Source organism: Lactobacillus gallinarum DSM 10532 = JCM 2011 (assembly GCF_001434975.1).
Taxonomy (GTDB): Bacteria; Bacillota; Bacilli; order Lactobacillales; family Lactobacillaceae; genus Lactobacillus; species Lactobacillus gallinarum.
Map to the genome: position 1 here is coordinate 99,915 of NZ_AZEL01000050.1, position 14,805 is coordinate 114,719.

At 35.4% G+C, this 14,805-nt stretch carries 16 protein-coding genes; 10 read left to right on the forward strand and 6 right to left on the reverse strand.

Annotation, left to right across the window (positions count from 1 at the left end):
* Positions 1-131 precede the first annotated feature (131 nt).
* Positions 132-1,514 carry a 23S rRNA (uracil(1939)-C(5))-methyltransferase RlmD gene (gene rlmD, locus FC37_RS07060; protein ID WP_025005475.1) on the reverse strand — a complete coding sequence of 461 codons (1,383 nt, stop codon included), beginning with the start codon at positions 1,512-1,514 and terminating at the stop codon, positions 132-134.
* Between the two features lie 121 nt (positions 1,515-1,635).
* Between rlmD and recX the strand changes: the two genes are divergently transcribed.
* Together recX and FC37_RS07070 are read left to right on the forward strand one after the other, a co-directional pair.
* Positions 1,636-2,448, forward strand: coding sequence for a recombination regulator RecX (recX, locus tag FC37_RS07065; RefSeq protein ID WP_056945573.1), 813 nt, complete (start codon positions 1,636-1,638; stop codon positions 2,446-2,448).
* 9 nt (positions 2,449-2,457) lie between these two features.
* The gene (locus tag FC37_RS07070) at positions 2,458-2,808 is read left to right on the forward strand and encodes a hypothetical protein (RefSeq protein ID WP_025005476.1); all 351 of its coding nucleotides are present in this window, start codon (positions 2,458-2,460) and stop codon (positions 2,806-2,808) included.
* Here FC37_RS07070 and FC37_RS07075 read toward each other — a convergent pair whose 3' ends face one another.
* Entirely contained in the window at positions 2,809-3,270 is a 462-nt protein-coding gene (locus tag FC37_RS07075) for a hypothetical protein (RefSeq protein WP_025005477.1), read from the reverse strand.
* Between the two features lie 106 nt (positions 3,271-3,376).
* Between FC37_RS07075 and FC37_RS07080 the strand changes: the two genes are divergently transcribed.
* Together FC37_RS07080 and FC37_RS07085 are read left to right on the forward strand one after the other, a co-directional pair.
* Positions 3,377-4,249, forward strand: a complete 873-nt coding sequence (locus tag FC37_RS07080) for a hemolysin family protein (protein ID WP_025005478.1) — start codon at positions 3,377-3,379, stop codon at positions 4,247-4,249.
* Positions 4,249-5,820: a peptide chain release factor 3 gene (locus FC37_RS07085; RefSeq protein ID WP_025005479.1), complete on the forward strand. Its 1,572-nt coding sequence runs from the start codon at positions 4,249-4,251 to the stop codon at positions 5,818-5,820. The genes FC37_RS07080 and FC37_RS07085 overlap by 1 nt, the downstream gene beginning before the upstream one ends.
* Positions 5,821-5,885: 65 nt before the next feature.
* On the opposite strand, the gene FC37_RS07090 is transcribed toward FC37_RS07085, so the two are convergent.
* Positions 5,886-6,167, reverse strand: coding sequence for a DUF1827 family protein (locus tag FC37_RS07090; RefSeq protein ID WP_014563970.1), 282 nt, complete (start codon positions 6,165-6,167; stop codon positions 5,886-5,888).
* Between the two features lie 146 nt (positions 6,168-6,313).
* Positions 6,314-8,500 carry an ATP-dependent Clp protease ATP-binding subunit gene (locus tag FC37_RS07095; RefSeq protein WP_056945574.1) on the reverse strand — a complete coding sequence of 729 codons (2,187 nt, stop codon included), beginning with the start codon at positions 8,498-8,500 and terminating at the stop codon, positions 6,314-6,316.
* 191 nt (positions 8,501-8,691) lie between these two features.
* Between FC37_RS07095 and FC37_RS07100 the strand changes: the two genes are divergently transcribed.
* From FC37_RS07100 to FC37_RS07125, 6 genes are all read left to right on the forward strand, one after another.
* A complete protein-coding gene (locus FC37_RS07100; RefSeq protein WP_014919161.1) occupies positions 8,692-8,874 on the forward strand; it encodes a hypothetical protein in 183 nt (60 codons plus the stop codon).
* Positions 8,875-8,987: 113 nt separating this feature from the next.
* A complete protein-coding gene (locus FC37_RS07105) occupies positions 8,988-9,254 on the forward strand; it encodes a phosphocarrier protein HPr (protein ID WP_005718606.1) in 267 nt (88 codons plus the stop codon).
* Positions 9,254-10,987, forward strand: a complete 1,734-nt coding sequence (gene ptsP / locus FC37_RS07110) for a phosphoenolpyruvate--protein phosphotransferase (protein ID WP_025005480.1) — start codon at positions 9,254-9,256, stop codon at positions 10,985-10,987. The genes FC37_RS07105 and ptsP overlap by 1 nt, the downstream gene beginning before the upstream one ends.
* 230 nt (positions 10,988-11,217) lie before the next feature.
* The gene (gene spx / locus FC37_RS07115; RefSeq protein WP_012211591.1) at positions 11,218-11,616 is read left to right on the forward strand and encodes a transcriptional regulator Spx; all 399 of its coding nucleotides are present in this window, start codon (positions 11,218-11,220) and stop codon (positions 11,614-11,616) included.
* Between the two features lie 91 nt (positions 11,617-11,707).
* Complete coding sequence (locus FC37_RS07120; RefSeq protein WP_025005481.1) at positions 11,708-12,448, forward strand: adaptor protein MecA; 741 nt, start codon at positions 11,708-11,710, stop codon at positions 12,446-12,448.
* 76 nt (positions 12,449-12,524) lie between these two features.
* Positions 12,525-13,373, forward strand: coding sequence for a competence protein CoiA (locus tag FC37_RS07125; RefSeq protein WP_025005482.1), 849 nt, complete (start codon positions 12,525-12,527; stop codon positions 13,371-13,373).
* A gap of 8 nt (positions 13,374-13,381) precedes the next feature.
* Here the strand turns inward: FC37_RS07125 and FC37_RS07130 are convergent, their stop codons facing one another.
* Both FC37_RS07130 and FC37_RS07135 read right to left on the reverse strand, forming a co-directional pair.
* The gene (locus tag FC37_RS07130) at positions 13,382-13,999 is read right to left on the reverse strand and encodes a DsbA family protein (RefSeq protein WP_025005483.1); all 618 of its coding nucleotides are present in this window, start codon (positions 13,997-13,999) and stop codon (positions 13,382-13,384) included.
* Positions 14,000-14,084: 85 nt separating this feature from the next.
* Positions 14,085-14,693, reverse strand: a complete 609-nt coding sequence (locus tag FC37_RS07135; protein ID WP_025005484.1) for a CYTH domain-containing protein — start codon at positions 14,691-14,693, stop codon at positions 14,085-14,087.
* Positions 14,694-14,805: the final 112 nt, after the last annotated feature.

Here is a 14,805-nt window from a genome sequence, read left to right on the forward strand (position 1 = left end):
AGATCGTGACTATCAATTTGATGAGCTACCTCATCCACTTGAATTGCGACTGCTAAGAGACAAGGATTGCCCGACAGTCGCTTTTTGTATGCAAAAACAACCTAGCTGATAACTAGGTTGTTTTTCTTATCTTATTTTCTTAAAACTAATTTAGCGATTGCTTCACAACGTGGAGTTTGTGGCAACATATCCACATTGTGGATTACACGGACATCGTAAACTTCACTTAATAAGACTAAATCTTGAGCTAAAGTAGATGGGTTACATGAAATGTAAACAAAAGTTTCAGGTTTTACCTGTAAAAGAGTTTTGATTAATTTTTTAGCCAAGCCTGTTCTAGGTGGGTCAACGATTAAGGCATCGATTGAAACGCCGCTGTTCTTTAATTCAGGCAATACCTTTTCTACGCTGCCTTGGATGTAATCTGCATTTTTGATGTGATTGAGTTCCACATTGTGCTCTGCATCTTTAACGGCTTCAGGAATAGTTTCGATTCCGATAACTTGCTTGACGCGATCAGCAGCCAAAATACCTAAGGTACCAACGCCACTATAGGCATCGATCAAAGTTTGATCTGGGGTTAAGTCTAAGTATTTCAATGCTTCTGAATAAAGGTTGACGGTTTGAACCGGGTTGAGTTGGAAGAAGGCACGCGGAGACAAGGCGAATTTTTTGCCTAAGATTTCTTCAGTAATTTGGTTTTTACCTAAAAGCTTTTCGGTCTTGTTGCCCCAAACTTGTGGATTTTGCCATTCAGTTTCGTTTTGGTAAACGCTGACGACATTATCCAGCTTCATGATTTCTTTAGCAAGTGGGATTAAGTTATTGATCTTGTGACCAATGGTAATCAAAGTAACTTGAATTTCTTTGCTAGCTTCAGATTGACGCACTACGATAGTTTTGACGCCGGGTAAATGACGACGGAAGTTAGCAACAGGGACATGCAACTTCTCAATTAAAACTTTGATTTCACGTTCAGTCTTTTGAGTGTCTTCACTTTGCGTAGGCATCTTAGGCAAATCGATCAAGCGGTGAGAATTTGGTGCAAAAAGACCTAATTTAGTTTTACCGTGAACATTTTCGATTTGGTATTGTGCCTTATTGCGGTAATGCCATTCATCAGGAGCAGGGATAGTCTTTTTAACCTTGTATTTAGCATAGTTTCTTGGATGGTACTTTCTAAGTGATTCAAGCATATTGTTACGCTTGAATTCAAGTTGCTTTTCATAAGACAAATGTGCTAGTTCCAATCCACCAATTTCTGGATCTACGCCTTCTGGGAAAGCTACTCGATCAGGACTCTTTTCCTTAATGCGGACAAGTTCACCTTGAAGATAGTGAGGGTAGCTCTTAACAATTTTGGCTACGACTACTTCATCTGGCAAAGCACCTGGGATAAAGATAATCTTCTTTTTATAATAGCCGATTCCTTCGCCATTAATTCCCAAACGTTTAATTGTGATAATTACATCTTTTTCATGATGTTGTTTTTTATTTGTAAATTTTTTATTCATCATCTTATTCTTTCTACTAAAAACTAATTACATTGCTTTTAATTGTACTACCTGGTAAAAGTTCTTAGCAAGATTTAAAAAAATTTGCTAGCATGTATTTTGGAATATGCGAGGTGAAAAAATGATCATAACCAAAGTTAGTGCACAAAAGCGCCCAGGTCGCTATAATATTTTCTTAGATGGTAAATATGCTTTTTCTGCTGGTGAAAAAACAATTGCTGAGTTTGTTCTTTTAAAAGGAAAAGAACTTGATGATGAGCAAGTTGAAAAAATCAGGCAATTTGATGCTGATGCTAAAGCTAGTGATCTAGCAGCACATTTTTTGAGTTACGAACCTCGAACTATTTTTGAAGTCTTGCAGTATTTAAAAAAGCATGAAATTTCTGATGAAGCTGCTAATAGTGCCGTTAATCAGTTAAATGAGTTAGGTTATTTAGATGATCGTCAGTATGCTAAATTATTTATTAAAAATGATTTACGTGTCGGATCAGATGGACCGAAAAGTTTGCTACGTAAATTAACGCAAAAAGGTGTTGATCCAGAAATCAGTCAGACAGAATTAGACGAAGTGATGGATGAAGACTGGATTGAAGTCGGTCAAAGAGTAATCAAATCGATGATTCATCAAGCAGGTAAACTGGCTCAGCGAGAATTAAAGCGTAAGATGAAAACCAAGTTATTAATGCATGGTTTTGACGGTGGAATTAGCAGTGAAATAATTGCATCTTTAGATCTTGAAGATGATGAAGATTTGCAAATGCAAGCTTTAAAAAAGCAGGGCATCAAAGCCTATAAACGTTTTCGTCGCTATGATGAAAGTGAATGCAAGTTTCGGATGAAGAAATATCTCTTCAACCATGGTTTTTCAACTAGTGAAATTGATGCATTTTTAAATGGTGAAGTAATTAATTTTGATGATTTAGCAGAATATTAAGGAGAAAAAATGAAAAAGAATATTGATAAGAAGTTATTTGTCGGCCGTCCTTTCCCAGATAGCTTTATGTACTGGTATGGCGTAGTAACTGATGTGGAAGCTGATAAGGTGCCAACAGGTTTAATGAAGTTTGAATTACCTAAGGCTGAAATAGATGAAGAAGTAGAAGAAAATCAAAATTTAGTTTACTTTAACTTGCCATTAAATAGCACTGTACCTAATTTTGTAAAAAAGGTAGTAGCCAATGGAGTTAAGGTTTATGAGAACTTAGGTGATAGCGATACTCCATATATTGTCTGGAATCTAGATTTAGATACAAAAAAACTGACCCAAGCATTTTACGTAAAGGTCAGTGAATAATTAATGTTGTTGTGGATCGATTGATAGATTATCGTATTCAACATAAGCGCCAAGACAAGTTGATACGAACATGATTAATAAGACGAAACCGATGGAACTACCTACAATTTGATCTAGTGTTAACATGGCACGTACTAAATAAGTTGCGGCAAAACATAAAATAAAATCTAAGACGATATTTGCAAATAATAAGAAATAGCGTCGTCTAATACTGAAAAAGCGCAAAAGCTGCTTTAACAAGCCGTCATTAGTTTGCATAGCTAATAGATCAACTGGTCGTTGAATCGTAGCTTTAACTGCAAACATAATGATAGAACCGACTAAAGCACCAATAATTGTGCGGTAAATTTCTGCCGAATGGAGAACTAGTGCATTATAGCCGATACCGATAATTAGTAAGCTACAGATATATGGAACAAGTAATAAAAAAGTAAAAACCAATAAAACGTGGCTTTTTTTCATAAGGATTTCCTCCTTTTAGTCTTATTTGCTATTTTAACATACTGTTAATTGCTCTATGCTATAATAACTTTATTTAGATAACTTTTTTAAGAAAGAGAGTAAAAAAATGAGTAGTGATCCTGGAGCGGAGAATCTTTTTGTTCGCCTTAAAAATAGATTGTCAGGTGAGACAGAAGAAGGAACTAAAGATCATTTAGAAAAAGAAATTATCAATTTACATGATAATCATAAAATTAATGATACTGAGTTCTCAATGCTTGAAAGAATTCTGAACTTTCAGGGGAAAATGGCTCGCGAAGTAATGGTACCAAGAACGGACGCGTTCATGGTAGATGCGGATGTGAGTTTTCAAGATAATCTTGATGAAATATTGCGTGAGCCGTATTCGCGTATTCCAGTATATAAACGAGATAAGGATAAAATCATCGGCATAATTCATATCAGAACGGTATTGCGTAAGGCTAAGATTAAGGGGTTTGAAAATCTTGATTATCAAGATGTAATGACTGAACCTTTATTTGCACCAGAAACAGCAGAATTAGGGGATCTGTTGATGGAAATGCAGCAAACGCAGCGTCAACTAGCTATTTTAACAGATGAGTATGGTGGCGTAACTGGCTTGGCTACTATTGAAGACCTTGTCGAAGAGATCGTAGGGGATATCGACGACGAGGTTGATCATACAGAGATTTTGTATAATCAAATTGCGCCCAATAAGTATATTATCTATGGAAAAATGCCGTTAGATGATTTTAATGAGCAATTTGGTACGCATCTTGAAATGGAAGATGTAGATACGGTAGCAGGTTATGTCATTAATACCTTGAAGATGATCCCAGCTAAAGGGGAAAAGTTAACCGTTGACATTGGTGACGGGATGACTTTGACTACTAGAAGAATGAAAGGGTCACGTTTACTTACGGTTTTGTTGACAAAGGATAAACAAGAAATAAAAAAGGAAGAAGATAAAAAAGAGTAATGGATAAAGAGTTAGCAGAGAAAGTAAAGAAAAGAAGAACATTTGCAATTATTTCTCACCCAGATGCAGGTAAGACAACAATTACGGAACAAATGCTGTTATTTGGTGGGGTAATTAGAAAAGCTGGTACTGTTAAAGCCCGTAAAACTGGTAACTTTGCTACAAGTGACTGGATGGAAATTGAAAAAAAGCGTGGTATTTCAGTTACTAGTTCCGTTATGCAGTTTGAGTACAAGGGCAAGAGAATCAATATCTTGGATACACCAGGACACCAAGATTTCTCAGAAGATACCTATCGTACTTTAATGGCGGTGGATGCTGCTGTCATGGTAATTGACTCTGCAAAGGGTATCGAACCACAAACTAAGAAACTATTTAAAGTTGTTAAAAAACGTGGTATTCCGATTTTTACTTTTATGAACAAGTTAGACCGTGATGGTCGACCACCACTTGATTTGATTGCTGAACTTGAAGATTTGCTCGGCATTGAAGGCGTAGCAATGGACTGGCCGATTGGTTCTGGTCAAACTTTAAAAGGCTTGTATGATATTGCTAATAATCGCGTTGAATTGTACCGCAAAGATGGCGCAGACCGTTTCTTACCATTGAATGAAGATGGTACTTTGCCTGATAGCGAACCATTGAGTCAAGATCCTCAATTCCAAGATACTCTTGATGAAATTGAATTGGTTAAAGAAGCTGGTAATAAATTTGATCCTGAAAAAATTGCTTTGGGTGATCAAACTCCAGTCTTCTTCGGTTCAGCTTTAACCAATTTTGGTGTAGAAACATTCTTAAATAGTTTCGTTGATTTAGCACCGGCTCCTGAAAGTCATACTGTTAATGGGGATGAAGAACTTAGTCCAGAAGATCCGGAATTCTCAGGCTTTGTCTTTAAGATTCAGGCTAACATGAATCCTCACCACCGTGATCGAATCGCATTTGTCCGTGTTGGTAGTGGTGAATTTAAAAAAGGATTGGATGTTACTTTAGCAAGAACAGGTAAGCCAATCCGTTTGAATAATGCAACTGAATTTATGTCTAGTGAACGTGTGCAAGTTTCAGATGCCGTAGCTGGAGATATTGTTGGTTTGTACGATACTGGTAACTTCCAAATTGGAGACAGTATTTATTCAGGTAAACGTAAAATCGTTTATCCACCACTTCCAGAATTTACTCCAGAATTGTTTATGCGGGTAACTGCTAAGAATGTGATGAAGCAAAAGTCATTCCACAAGGGAATGAATCAGTTGGTTCAAGAAGGTGCTATTCAGCTTTACCGTAATTACCAAACCGATGAATATATTTTAGGTGCGGTTGGTCAATTGCAATTTGAAGTCTTCCAATTCAGAATGAAGAATGAATATAATTCAGAAGTTGAGATGAATAGTATTGGACATAGAGTTGCGCGTTGGATTGATCCAGAGCAACTTGATCCTCGTATGTCTAACAGCCGTAATCTTCTAGTAAAAGACCGTTATGGCAATCCATTGTTCTTGTTTGAGAATGAATTTGCAGAACGATTCTTCCACGACAAGTATCCGGATGTTAAATTAACGGAAAAGCTTTAATAAAAAATAAGCGTCTAGGAAATAAATCCTCTAGACGCTTATTTTTGTGATTAAATTTATTTAATTTACTTGTCGACGTGAATTTCAATGACGTGACGGCTCTTGTCAACGGTTAAAGTATATGAAGAATCGTAATCTTTGATTAATCGTTTGATGACAAATTCAATTTCATCTTCACGGACACGGCGATCATGGTTTTCAAGTGCAATGCCGATTGCATTTTTGCTTTCGGTATAAATTACTGAAGTATTTCCTAATGAATATACTTTAACGTAATTAGCATCGGTAGTATTGAGCTGACTGTGAACCAAGTTAGAATAGTTGTTAGTTACATCGATTAAATGCATGAATTTCACCTGTTTCTTTTAGTTTTTATAACTTAAATTTAGTATACATCAAATTAAGAAGCATCTTTTTATTTTTATTAAATTAAATAAAAAGATGCTGCTGATTATTAATCACAGAATCTTTTTTGAATTATTAATTGGCGTAATTACTCAGCTGTGTTTTCATCGCTAATAACGATCTTATTATCGACAACATCTGCCTTAAGATTCTTGCTATCAGTGTGATCAAGCTTGAAGTCTGCAACGTTATCTTCGATTTCTTCTTGAATTGTTCGACGAAGTGGACGAGCACCTAAAGCAGGGTTGAATCCATCTTCAACTAATTTATCTTTAGCTGCGTCGGTAACATCAATGTACAAACCTTGATCCTTAACCATGTTGTTGGTGTTAGCAAGCATCAAGTCAACAATCTTAAGTAAGTCAGGTTTAGTCAATTCGTTGAATTCAATGACGTCATCAAGACGGTTAAGGAATTCAGGCTTGAAGAATTGACTCATGTTGTTTCTAGCTGATTCATTACTTTCGTCTTCATTTTCAGCAGCGAAACCAACGCTAGCATTCTTGATGCCTTGACCTGCGTTAGAAGTCATGATGATGATTGTATCTTTGAATGAAACAGTTCTACCTTGTGAATCAGTCAAACGACCATCATCTAAGATTTGCAAGAAGAGGTTCAAAACGTCTGGGTGAGCTTTTTCAATTTCGTCAAGCAAAATCAAGCTGTATGGGTTGTGACGAACTTGTTCAGTCAATTGACCAGCTTCTTCGTAGCCAACATAACCAGGAGCTGAACCAATCAACTTAGATACAGAATATTGTTCCATGTATTCAGACATATCGAAACGAATCATGGCATCTTCTGAACCAAACATTTGCTTAGCAAGTTGTTTAGCAAGTTCAGTCTTACCAACACCAGTAGGTCCTACGAATAAGAAGGAACCAATTGGACGACCTGATTTGTTAAAGCCGATTCTGTTACGACGAATAGCACGAGCCACTTTTTCAACTGCCTTATCTTGACCAATGACATGAGCATTTAAGTCACTGGCTAAGTTTTGCAATTGATTTTCTTCTTGCTTTTGAATATCGCCGACAGGGATGCCAGTCTTTTCTTCAACAATCTTATTCATAATCTTGTTGGTGATAACTGGAGACTTGTCTGGATCTACCTTTTGATCTTTAACTTTTTCGTATTTTTCGATTTGGTCGCGGTAGTAGGCTGCCTTTTCGTAATCTTCATTCTTTAAGGCTTCTTCTTTTAGTTGCTCAGCTGCATTGATTCTTTCTTGCATTTTATCCTTATCAATATAAGGAATAGTTAAGTTCATTCTTGAACCAGCTTCATCTAACAAGTCAATGGCTTTGTCAGGTAAAAATCTGTCTTGAATGTAACGAGCTGATAATTTAGCAGCTGCTTCAATTGCATCATCTGTATAATGAACGTGGTGGTAATCTTCGTAGCGTTGTTGAATACCTTTCAGAATCCTAATAGTTTCATCAATAGAAGGTTCTTTTACTTCAACGGGTTGGAATCTACGTGCTAAAGCAGAATCTTTTTCAATGTCGCGGTATTCCTTGATAGTAGTAGCACCAACTAATTGGAGTTCACCACGAGCTAAGGCTGGTTTGATGATGTTACCAGCATCCATACCGCCTTCAGCGTTACCTGCACCAACAATTTCGTGAATTTCATCAATGAATAAAATGATGTCATCACTTTGTTGTAATTCTTTGATTAATTGCTCCATCCGTTGTTCAAATTGACCACGAATTCCAGTACCTTGAACAAGTGAAACTACATTTAATGATATAATTCTTTTATTTTGTAATTTAGCTGGGACAGAACCATCAACGATTTCTTGTGCTAATCCTTCAACTACGGCTGTTTTACCAACACCTGCTTCACCGATTAAAACAGGGTTGTTTTTAGTTCTTCTATTTAAAATCTCAATTACACGAGCGATTTCTTTATCACGGCCGATAACTGGATCGATTTTTCCTTTTTTAGCAAGAGCAGTTAAATCAGTACCGTATTGGTCAAGGAGACTTTTACCACCTTGATTGCCGTTACCATTTCCTCCGCCCATTTGCATTCTTGGATTATTTCCGTTCATATTATTTGCGGCATTGTTGTTATTTCCGTTTAAAGCGTTGAATAAATCATCAAAGTCGCCAAAAAATTCATTGTTATTATTCATATTTTCTAGATTTCCTTGTTGATTTCTTAATTCTTGATAGCATTGTTGACATAAATCAATTTCTCGGCTTTGGCCATTTACCTTAGTAAAGAGGTGAATGGAGGCTGGCCGTTTATGACAATTTTGACAAAGCAAAATGCATGACCGCCTTTCATTTAAGTTGTAACAAAATTATATTATTAGCACTCTTAGTAGTCAAGTGCTAAGCTCTACATTTCTTACTTAATATAAGAAACACATAAAATAATAATATTTTTGAAAAATTACCATAAATAGTAGAATAAATAATGAAAAAATTATAAAATTTAAAAAGTGTGGTGATATTTTTGGATTATCAAAAGATTTTAGATCAATTGGTGTCTGGAGAGCTTAAAGAATATAAGGTAGAGCCTGAAGATGCCTTTGATTTACAGAAAACTATTAGAAATTATGGCAAAAGACAATATATTACCGGCAGAGCTGAAAGAGGCGGTGCTATTGTATATACCGCTACGAACACTGACGATTGAATAATGTAAACTGTTACATTATTGTTGTCTAAACTGTAAAAACATGATAATCTAATACCTGAATGGGTATTTATTACCAGTTTAATTTTTTCAATTTAAAGGAGATATTTATAATGGAAAAACGCGATTTTCATATTATTGCAGAAACAGGTATTCATGCACGTCCAGCTACTCTTTTAGTACAAGCTGCTTCAAAGTTCGGTTCAGATGTTAACTTGGAATACAACGGCAAGTCAGTAAACTTGAAGTCAATCATGGGTGTTATGTCACTTGGTGTTGGCCAAAATGCTGATGTTACTATCACTGCTGAAGGTGACGATGAAAAAGACGCATTGGACGCAATTGCCGACACTATGAAAAAAGAAGGTTTAGCTGAATAATGACCAAGACTTTAAAAGGAATTGCTGCTAGTGATGGTATTGCCATTGCTCCAGCATATCTTCTTGTGGAGCCTGATCTTTCATTTTCAAAGTCTTCAGTTGATGATGTTGAAGCTGAAGTAGCTCGTTACAAGGATGCTATTAAGACTTCAACTACTGAAGTTGAAAAGATTCGTGATGTTGCCAAGAAGAGCTTGGGTGAAGAAGAATCTCAAGTTTTTGAAGCTCACTTAATGATTTTGAATGATCCAGAATTTACTGGTGCCATTGAGAATGAAATTAAGGATTCAAAGATCAATGCAGAAGCTGCATTAGATGAAACTGCACAAAAGTTCATCCAAATTTTTGAAAGTATGACTGATAATCCTTACATGCAAGAACGTGCTGCCGATGTACGCGATGTTTCTAAGCGTATTATGGCTCACTTACTTGGTAAGGAATTACCAAACCCAGCTTCAATTGACCATGAAGTAATCGTTGTTGCTCATGATTTGACTCCAAGTGATACTGCACAACTTAACAAGAAATACGTTAAGGGCTTTATTACTGATATTGGTGGTCGTACTGCTCACTCAGCAATCATGGCACGTTCACTTGAATTACCAGCCGTAGTTGGTACTGATTCAATTACTAAGGACGTTAAGAACGGCGACATGTTAATTGATGATGGTCTTGATGGTGTAGCTATTATTGATCCTAGTGATGATCAAGTAGCTGACTACAAGAAGAAGGGTGAAGCTTTCTTAAAGCAAAAGGCTGAATGGAAGAAATTGAAGGATGAACCTTCAGTAACTGCCGATGGTAAGCAATTTACTATTGCAGCCAACATCGGTACTCCTAATGATATGCCAGGTGTACATGAAAACGGTGCAGAAGCTGTTGGTTTGTACAGAACTGAATTCTTGTACATGGATTCATCAAACTTCCCAACTGAAGATGATCAATTCGAAGCTTACAAGAAAGTTATCGAAGGCATGAACGGCAAGCAAGTTATCATCAGAACAATGGATATTGGTGGTGACAAGCACCTAGATTACTGGGACTTGCCAGATGAAATGAACCCATTCTTAGGTGTACGTGCTATTCGTCTTTCACTTAAGAACGAAAAGATTTTCCGTACCCAATTAAGAGCTTTGCTTCGTGCATCAGCATACGGTAAGCTTGGTATTATGTTCCCAATGATTGGTACATTGGCTGAACTTCGTCAAGCTAAGGCTATCTTAAATGATGAAAAGCAAAAGCTTGTTGAAAAGGGCGTTAAGATCGGTGACGACTTGCAAGTTGGTATGATGATCGAAGTTCCTGCAGCTGCTGTTTTAGCAGATCAATTCGCTAAGGAAGTTGACTTCTTCTCAATTGGTACTAACGACTTGATCCAATACACTATGGCTGCTGACCGTGGTAACGATAACCTATCATACTTGTACCAACCATATAACCCATCAGTACTTCGTTTGATTAAGCACACTATTGATTCTGCTCATGAAAATGGTATCTGGTGTGGTATGTGTGGTGAAGCTGCCGGTGATAACACCATGTTCCCAATCTTACTTTCAATGGGACTTGATGAATACTCAATGAGTGCAACTTCAATCTTACGTATCAGAAGCTTAATGAAGAAGTTTGATACTAAGGATCTTAAGGAATTGGCTAACGAGGCATGCTTCGTTTCAGAAACTGCTGAAGAAAATGAAAAGTTAGTTAATGACTTAATGAAGAAGATCGACAAATAAATTCATATTTTGAATTGAGAAAAGAGACCGAAAGGTCTCTTTTTTCATATTTAAATATTTTAAACAAAACATACAATTTCTTCACAAATAATTCACGTTTTATCTTTAGGATATAAAGAGAAGTTAATATAAAAGATAAAATGAGTACTTACAAAAAAGAAGTTAGTATGTTATACTAATAGTAAGATTAGGAACGTATACAAATATTTGTTCTGAGGAGCGTGATTTTTATGGTAGATTTATATGTTTCGCCTAGTTGTACTTCATGTCGTAAGGCACGAGCTTGGCTTGAAAAGCATGATATTCCATTTAAGGAAAGAAACATTTTTTCGGAGCCTTTGACTAAAAAAGAGATATTAAAAATTCTACGTATGACTGAAAATGGTACTGAAGAAATCATTTCTACCCGCTCAAGAGCTTTTCAACAATTAAAAATAAATTTGGATGATTTATCAATTGATCAGTTACTTGATTTAGTAGAAAAGAATCCAAGCTTGTTAAGAAGACCAATTATTATGGATGATCGTCGACTTCAAGTAGGATATAATGAAGACGAAATTCGTCGTTTCTTACCACGTAAGGTTCGTCGATTAGAATTGGCTGAAGCCCAAAAAATTGCAGATTTATAATATAGAAGAGTGTTAGTAATGATGCTAACACTTTTATTTTAGATAAAAAATAGGCTACAATAGGTTATATAATTCGTGGAGGAGATATCCTGTGCAAGTAGATCATATCAATGAAAATACAATAAGAGTTAGAATTAATAAAAATGAATTAGCTCATCGTGGATTGAAGGTTTTAGATTTATTGGGGGATAAACAAAAAATACAGCAATTCTTCTACTCCATTCTTTCAGAGGTAGATACTGATCATACCTTTACTCAAGGAGTACCTGTAACTTTTCAGGTAATGCCTAACAATGGCGGTCTTGACTTGATGATTACCAAGATTAAGCCTGATGATGCTGATAATCTCCGTCAAATGATAGAGCCAATGAATAGTGAGACTAATCAAACACAGGCAGAGCCCGATTCAAGAAGAAGTTTCTTTGACCTTGATCCGAAAGATGATGTAAATACTGAACTTGATCCAATAAAAGAAGAAAAGCTTGAATCATCTAATCAGGAGAACGCAGTTAATACTCAATATTGGAAATTCCAAAATCATCATTCCTACAGCTTTGATGAGTTAGGAAATCTAGTTGAATTAGCGGATAGTTTGAAAGTAAGTGATCTGGCTTCAAGTTTGTATTATTTACGGGGTAAATACTACTTGAAGTTAGCATTTTTAGATGAAAATTATGCTGAACTTAAGCCAGCTGATGCTTGGGCTATTGCTAATGAATACGGAATCAAGATTGATGATGAAGAAATGAAGACGGTAAAGGAAACTGGAAAATGTTTGTTGAACCGTGATGCTCTTGATTATATTCGCTATTACTTTCTTCAAAAGCAATAATTAAGATTTTATAAAGAAAAAGAGACGTTAGAAAAAAACGTCTCTTTTTTGCGTAATAAAACATGGGTGAAGAAATATGTATGCAGCCATGTTGAATAAAAAAATAGTATTAGCCGTTAGTGAAGCGAATATGGTTAATACCGGTCAAAAAAATTTAAATATAGATGATTATCGTTGTCCACACTGTCATAAAAAAGTAATTTTAATTATTTCAGAACAAAAGGCAGCCTTTTTTAAGCATTTAACTAGTTATAGCAATGCGATGGGAGAAAAAGAGGAGCATCATCAATCTAAGATGCTGTTGAAAGCCGCGCTTACTGCGGCTGGATTCAATGCACAAGTTGAGATACCGTTGGCTGATGGTCAGTTAAGAGCAGACGTTTTGGCTTCAGAAAAATTAGCCTTTGAAGTTCAATGTGCACCGCTAAGTGACACTGAATTTAGACATCGACATTTATTGTATTCTGAAATAGGAGTAACCGATATTTGGATTGTGGGACGAAGGCATTATTTAAAGAAGAAACTAAAACATACTCAGTCGATCTTTTTTAGAAAGAATAAATTGTGGGGAAATTATTATCTGGAGATTAATCCTAAAAAGAATGTGTTTTGCTTAAAATATAATGTTTTACAGGAACCGGTAACGAATAATCTTCATTACCAAGTAAAATATTTTGCTTTAGATGAATTAGATATGAAGATGTTTTGGCATTTTAAACCTATAAAAAGAGACTATCCAATTAATATAAATAATCAAAAAAAATATTTAAGAAGGCAATTAGTGCAGAAAACAAAGCTTGGATTAAAAATAGGCGGGTTACTTTATTGCAAGGGGTTAACTGTGGATAGTTTGCCAGATGAAGTGTTTAGTACTTGGCGTAATCCTGGTGAAGTAGATTCTGTCACTAAATTTTTGCAAAAATAAAACGCCTATTAAATAAGGCGTAAGTGGTTTTGTTGTTGCATGAAATCTGAAAAGCAATTTTGATAATCAGGTAGAAGCAAATTAACTAAATCCCCATGTGCAACGGGACCTTCTAGAAGTACACCGTTTTGTTCATTATCCTCATTGAACAAAACAATTGTTGGTGTAGCTTTAATGTTCCATTGATTAGCTAATTTTTGATCTTCCTCGATTGAACTCCGTACATAACTGCTTTTCTCGATTGCATTAATTGTATTAGCTTTAATGTTAAGCTTAGTAGCAATTTTTTCTAACAATTTAGGATTGTAAGCTGAAGCATCATGACTTAAATTCTTTTGCAGTTCATATAAAAATTCACGTGCTTTTTTATTACCATATTTAAGTTTAATAGCATGGTAATTTTCTAGCGCATCATAAGTTGCTTTAGAAAAAGTACTGATGTCTGGCAGCTTTTGTGCATCCTTACGACGCCTAATAGCGTCATCATTTATTAAACAAACATTAGCAATAGGAATATAGTGATAACAAACGTCAATTCCAAGTTCATCAACGGTGTTGCGAATTTGTTTTTCCGTATCATAACAGTAAATTCCTATTGGATTAATGAATAGAAAAATCTCGAACATACTCTCGACCCCTTTGGTGATTTACTATTGATACTTTAGCAAGAAACAAAAAAAGTGACAAAAAATATGCCTTATTTTCTATATGTTATTTTTTGTGAATACTTGCTCGAGCAATTTTACTTTGGTTAGTATTGCTAGAATTCTGCTTAAAATTGTAATCGCTTTCCAGCTTAGCTAGGACATTAGTTATTAAAACTGGATCATCATTCTCGATTTCTAACTCAAAGTCTTCATAGCCATCTGGATAAGAAGTTGCATCTAATGTTAATTCACAATCTTGTGGTCCATTCATTAAGATACGTCTAGTTTTGCTCCAGGTGAAAAGTGAAAGAGCGTCTTGTTCCTTAGCAAAATGTGCACTGAGGTATTGACCAATATTACCGTGAAAGGTAAAGTGCTTTTTTGCTACCAATTCTTTAGCTTGCGCATGAGTTAAATTATCGTTAATTTCAATAACTTCATGATAATTTTTTTGAACTGGATTAGGATCAGGCACTTTCATTGTTTGTTCGGCATGATCGCTATAAATTCTGATTCGCAAACTAATATGGTGCTTTTTTAATAATTTATCAGGTGTATCAAAATAATAATTCTCTTGTACAAAATCACTTTTTACAGGAAAATCACTGACTATTTTTTGATAAGTTTCTTTATGTAAAAGTGTTTTAGCTTCGATTTCTCGATTTTTGCTCATAAGTTTAAAACCTCCGAATCCATAAATCATTATAATAGTTAGGAAAAAATATTTAAATCAGTTCAGATTATAATCTTTAACATGGTAAAATGTGTTTGTTTACTAAGAAAGG

What these genes read in the sequence shown, in the direction of transcription:
- rlmD (WP_025005475.1), bottom strand. Translation starts at nt 1,514, where the DNA reads ATGAATAAAAAATTTACAAATAAAAAACAACATCATGAAAAAGATGTA.
- recX (WP_056945573.1), top strand. Translation starts at nt 1,636, where the DNA reads ATGATCATAACCAAAGTTAGTGCACAAAAGCGCCCAGGTCGCTATAAT.
- FC37_RS07070 (WP_025005476.1), top strand. Translation starts at nt 2,458, where the DNA reads ATGAAAAAGAATATTGATAAGAAGTTATTTGTCGGCCGTCCTTTCCCA.
- FC37_RS07075 (WP_025005477.1), bottom strand. Translation starts at nt 3,270, where the DNA reads ATGAAAAAAAGCCACGTTTTATTGGTTTTTACTTTTTTATTACTTGTT.
- FC37_RS07080 (WP_025005478.1), top strand. Translation starts at nt 3,377, where the DNA reads ATGAGTAGTGATCCTGGAGCGGAGAATCTTTTTGTTCGCCTTAAAAAT.
- FC37_RS07085 (WP_025005479.1), top strand. Translation starts at nt 4,249, where the DNA reads ATGGATAAAGAGTTAGCAGAGAAAGTAAAGAAAAGAAGAACATTTGCA.
- FC37_RS07090 (WP_014563970.1), bottom strand. Translation starts at nt 6,167, where the DNA reads ATGCATTTAATCGATGTAACTAACAACTATTCTAACTTGGTTCACAGT.
- FC37_RS07105 (WP_005718606.1), top strand. Translation starts at nt 8,988, where the DNA reads ATGGAAAAACGCGATTTTCATATTATTGCAGAAACAGGTATTCATGCA.
- ptsP (WP_025005480.1), top strand. Translation starts at nt 9,254, where the DNA reads ATGACCAAGACTTTAAAAGGAATTGCTGCTAGTGATGGTATTGCCATT.
- spx (WP_012211591.1), top strand. Translation starts at nt 11,218, where the DNA reads ATGGTAGATTTATATGTTTCGCCTAGTTGTACTTCATGTCGTAAGGCA.
- FC37_RS07125 (WP_025005482.1), top strand. Translation starts at nt 12,525, where the DNA reads ATGTATGCAGCCATGTTGAATAAAAAAATAGTATTAGCCGTTAGTGAA.
- FC37_RS07130 (WP_025005483.1), bottom strand. Translation starts at nt 13,999, where the DNA reads ATGTTCGAGATTTTTCTATTCATTAATCCAATAGGAATTTACTGTTAT.
- FC37_RS07135 (WP_025005484.1), bottom strand. Translation starts at nt 14,693, where the DNA reads ATGAGCAAAAATCGAGAAATCGAAGCTAAAACACTTTTACATAAAGAA.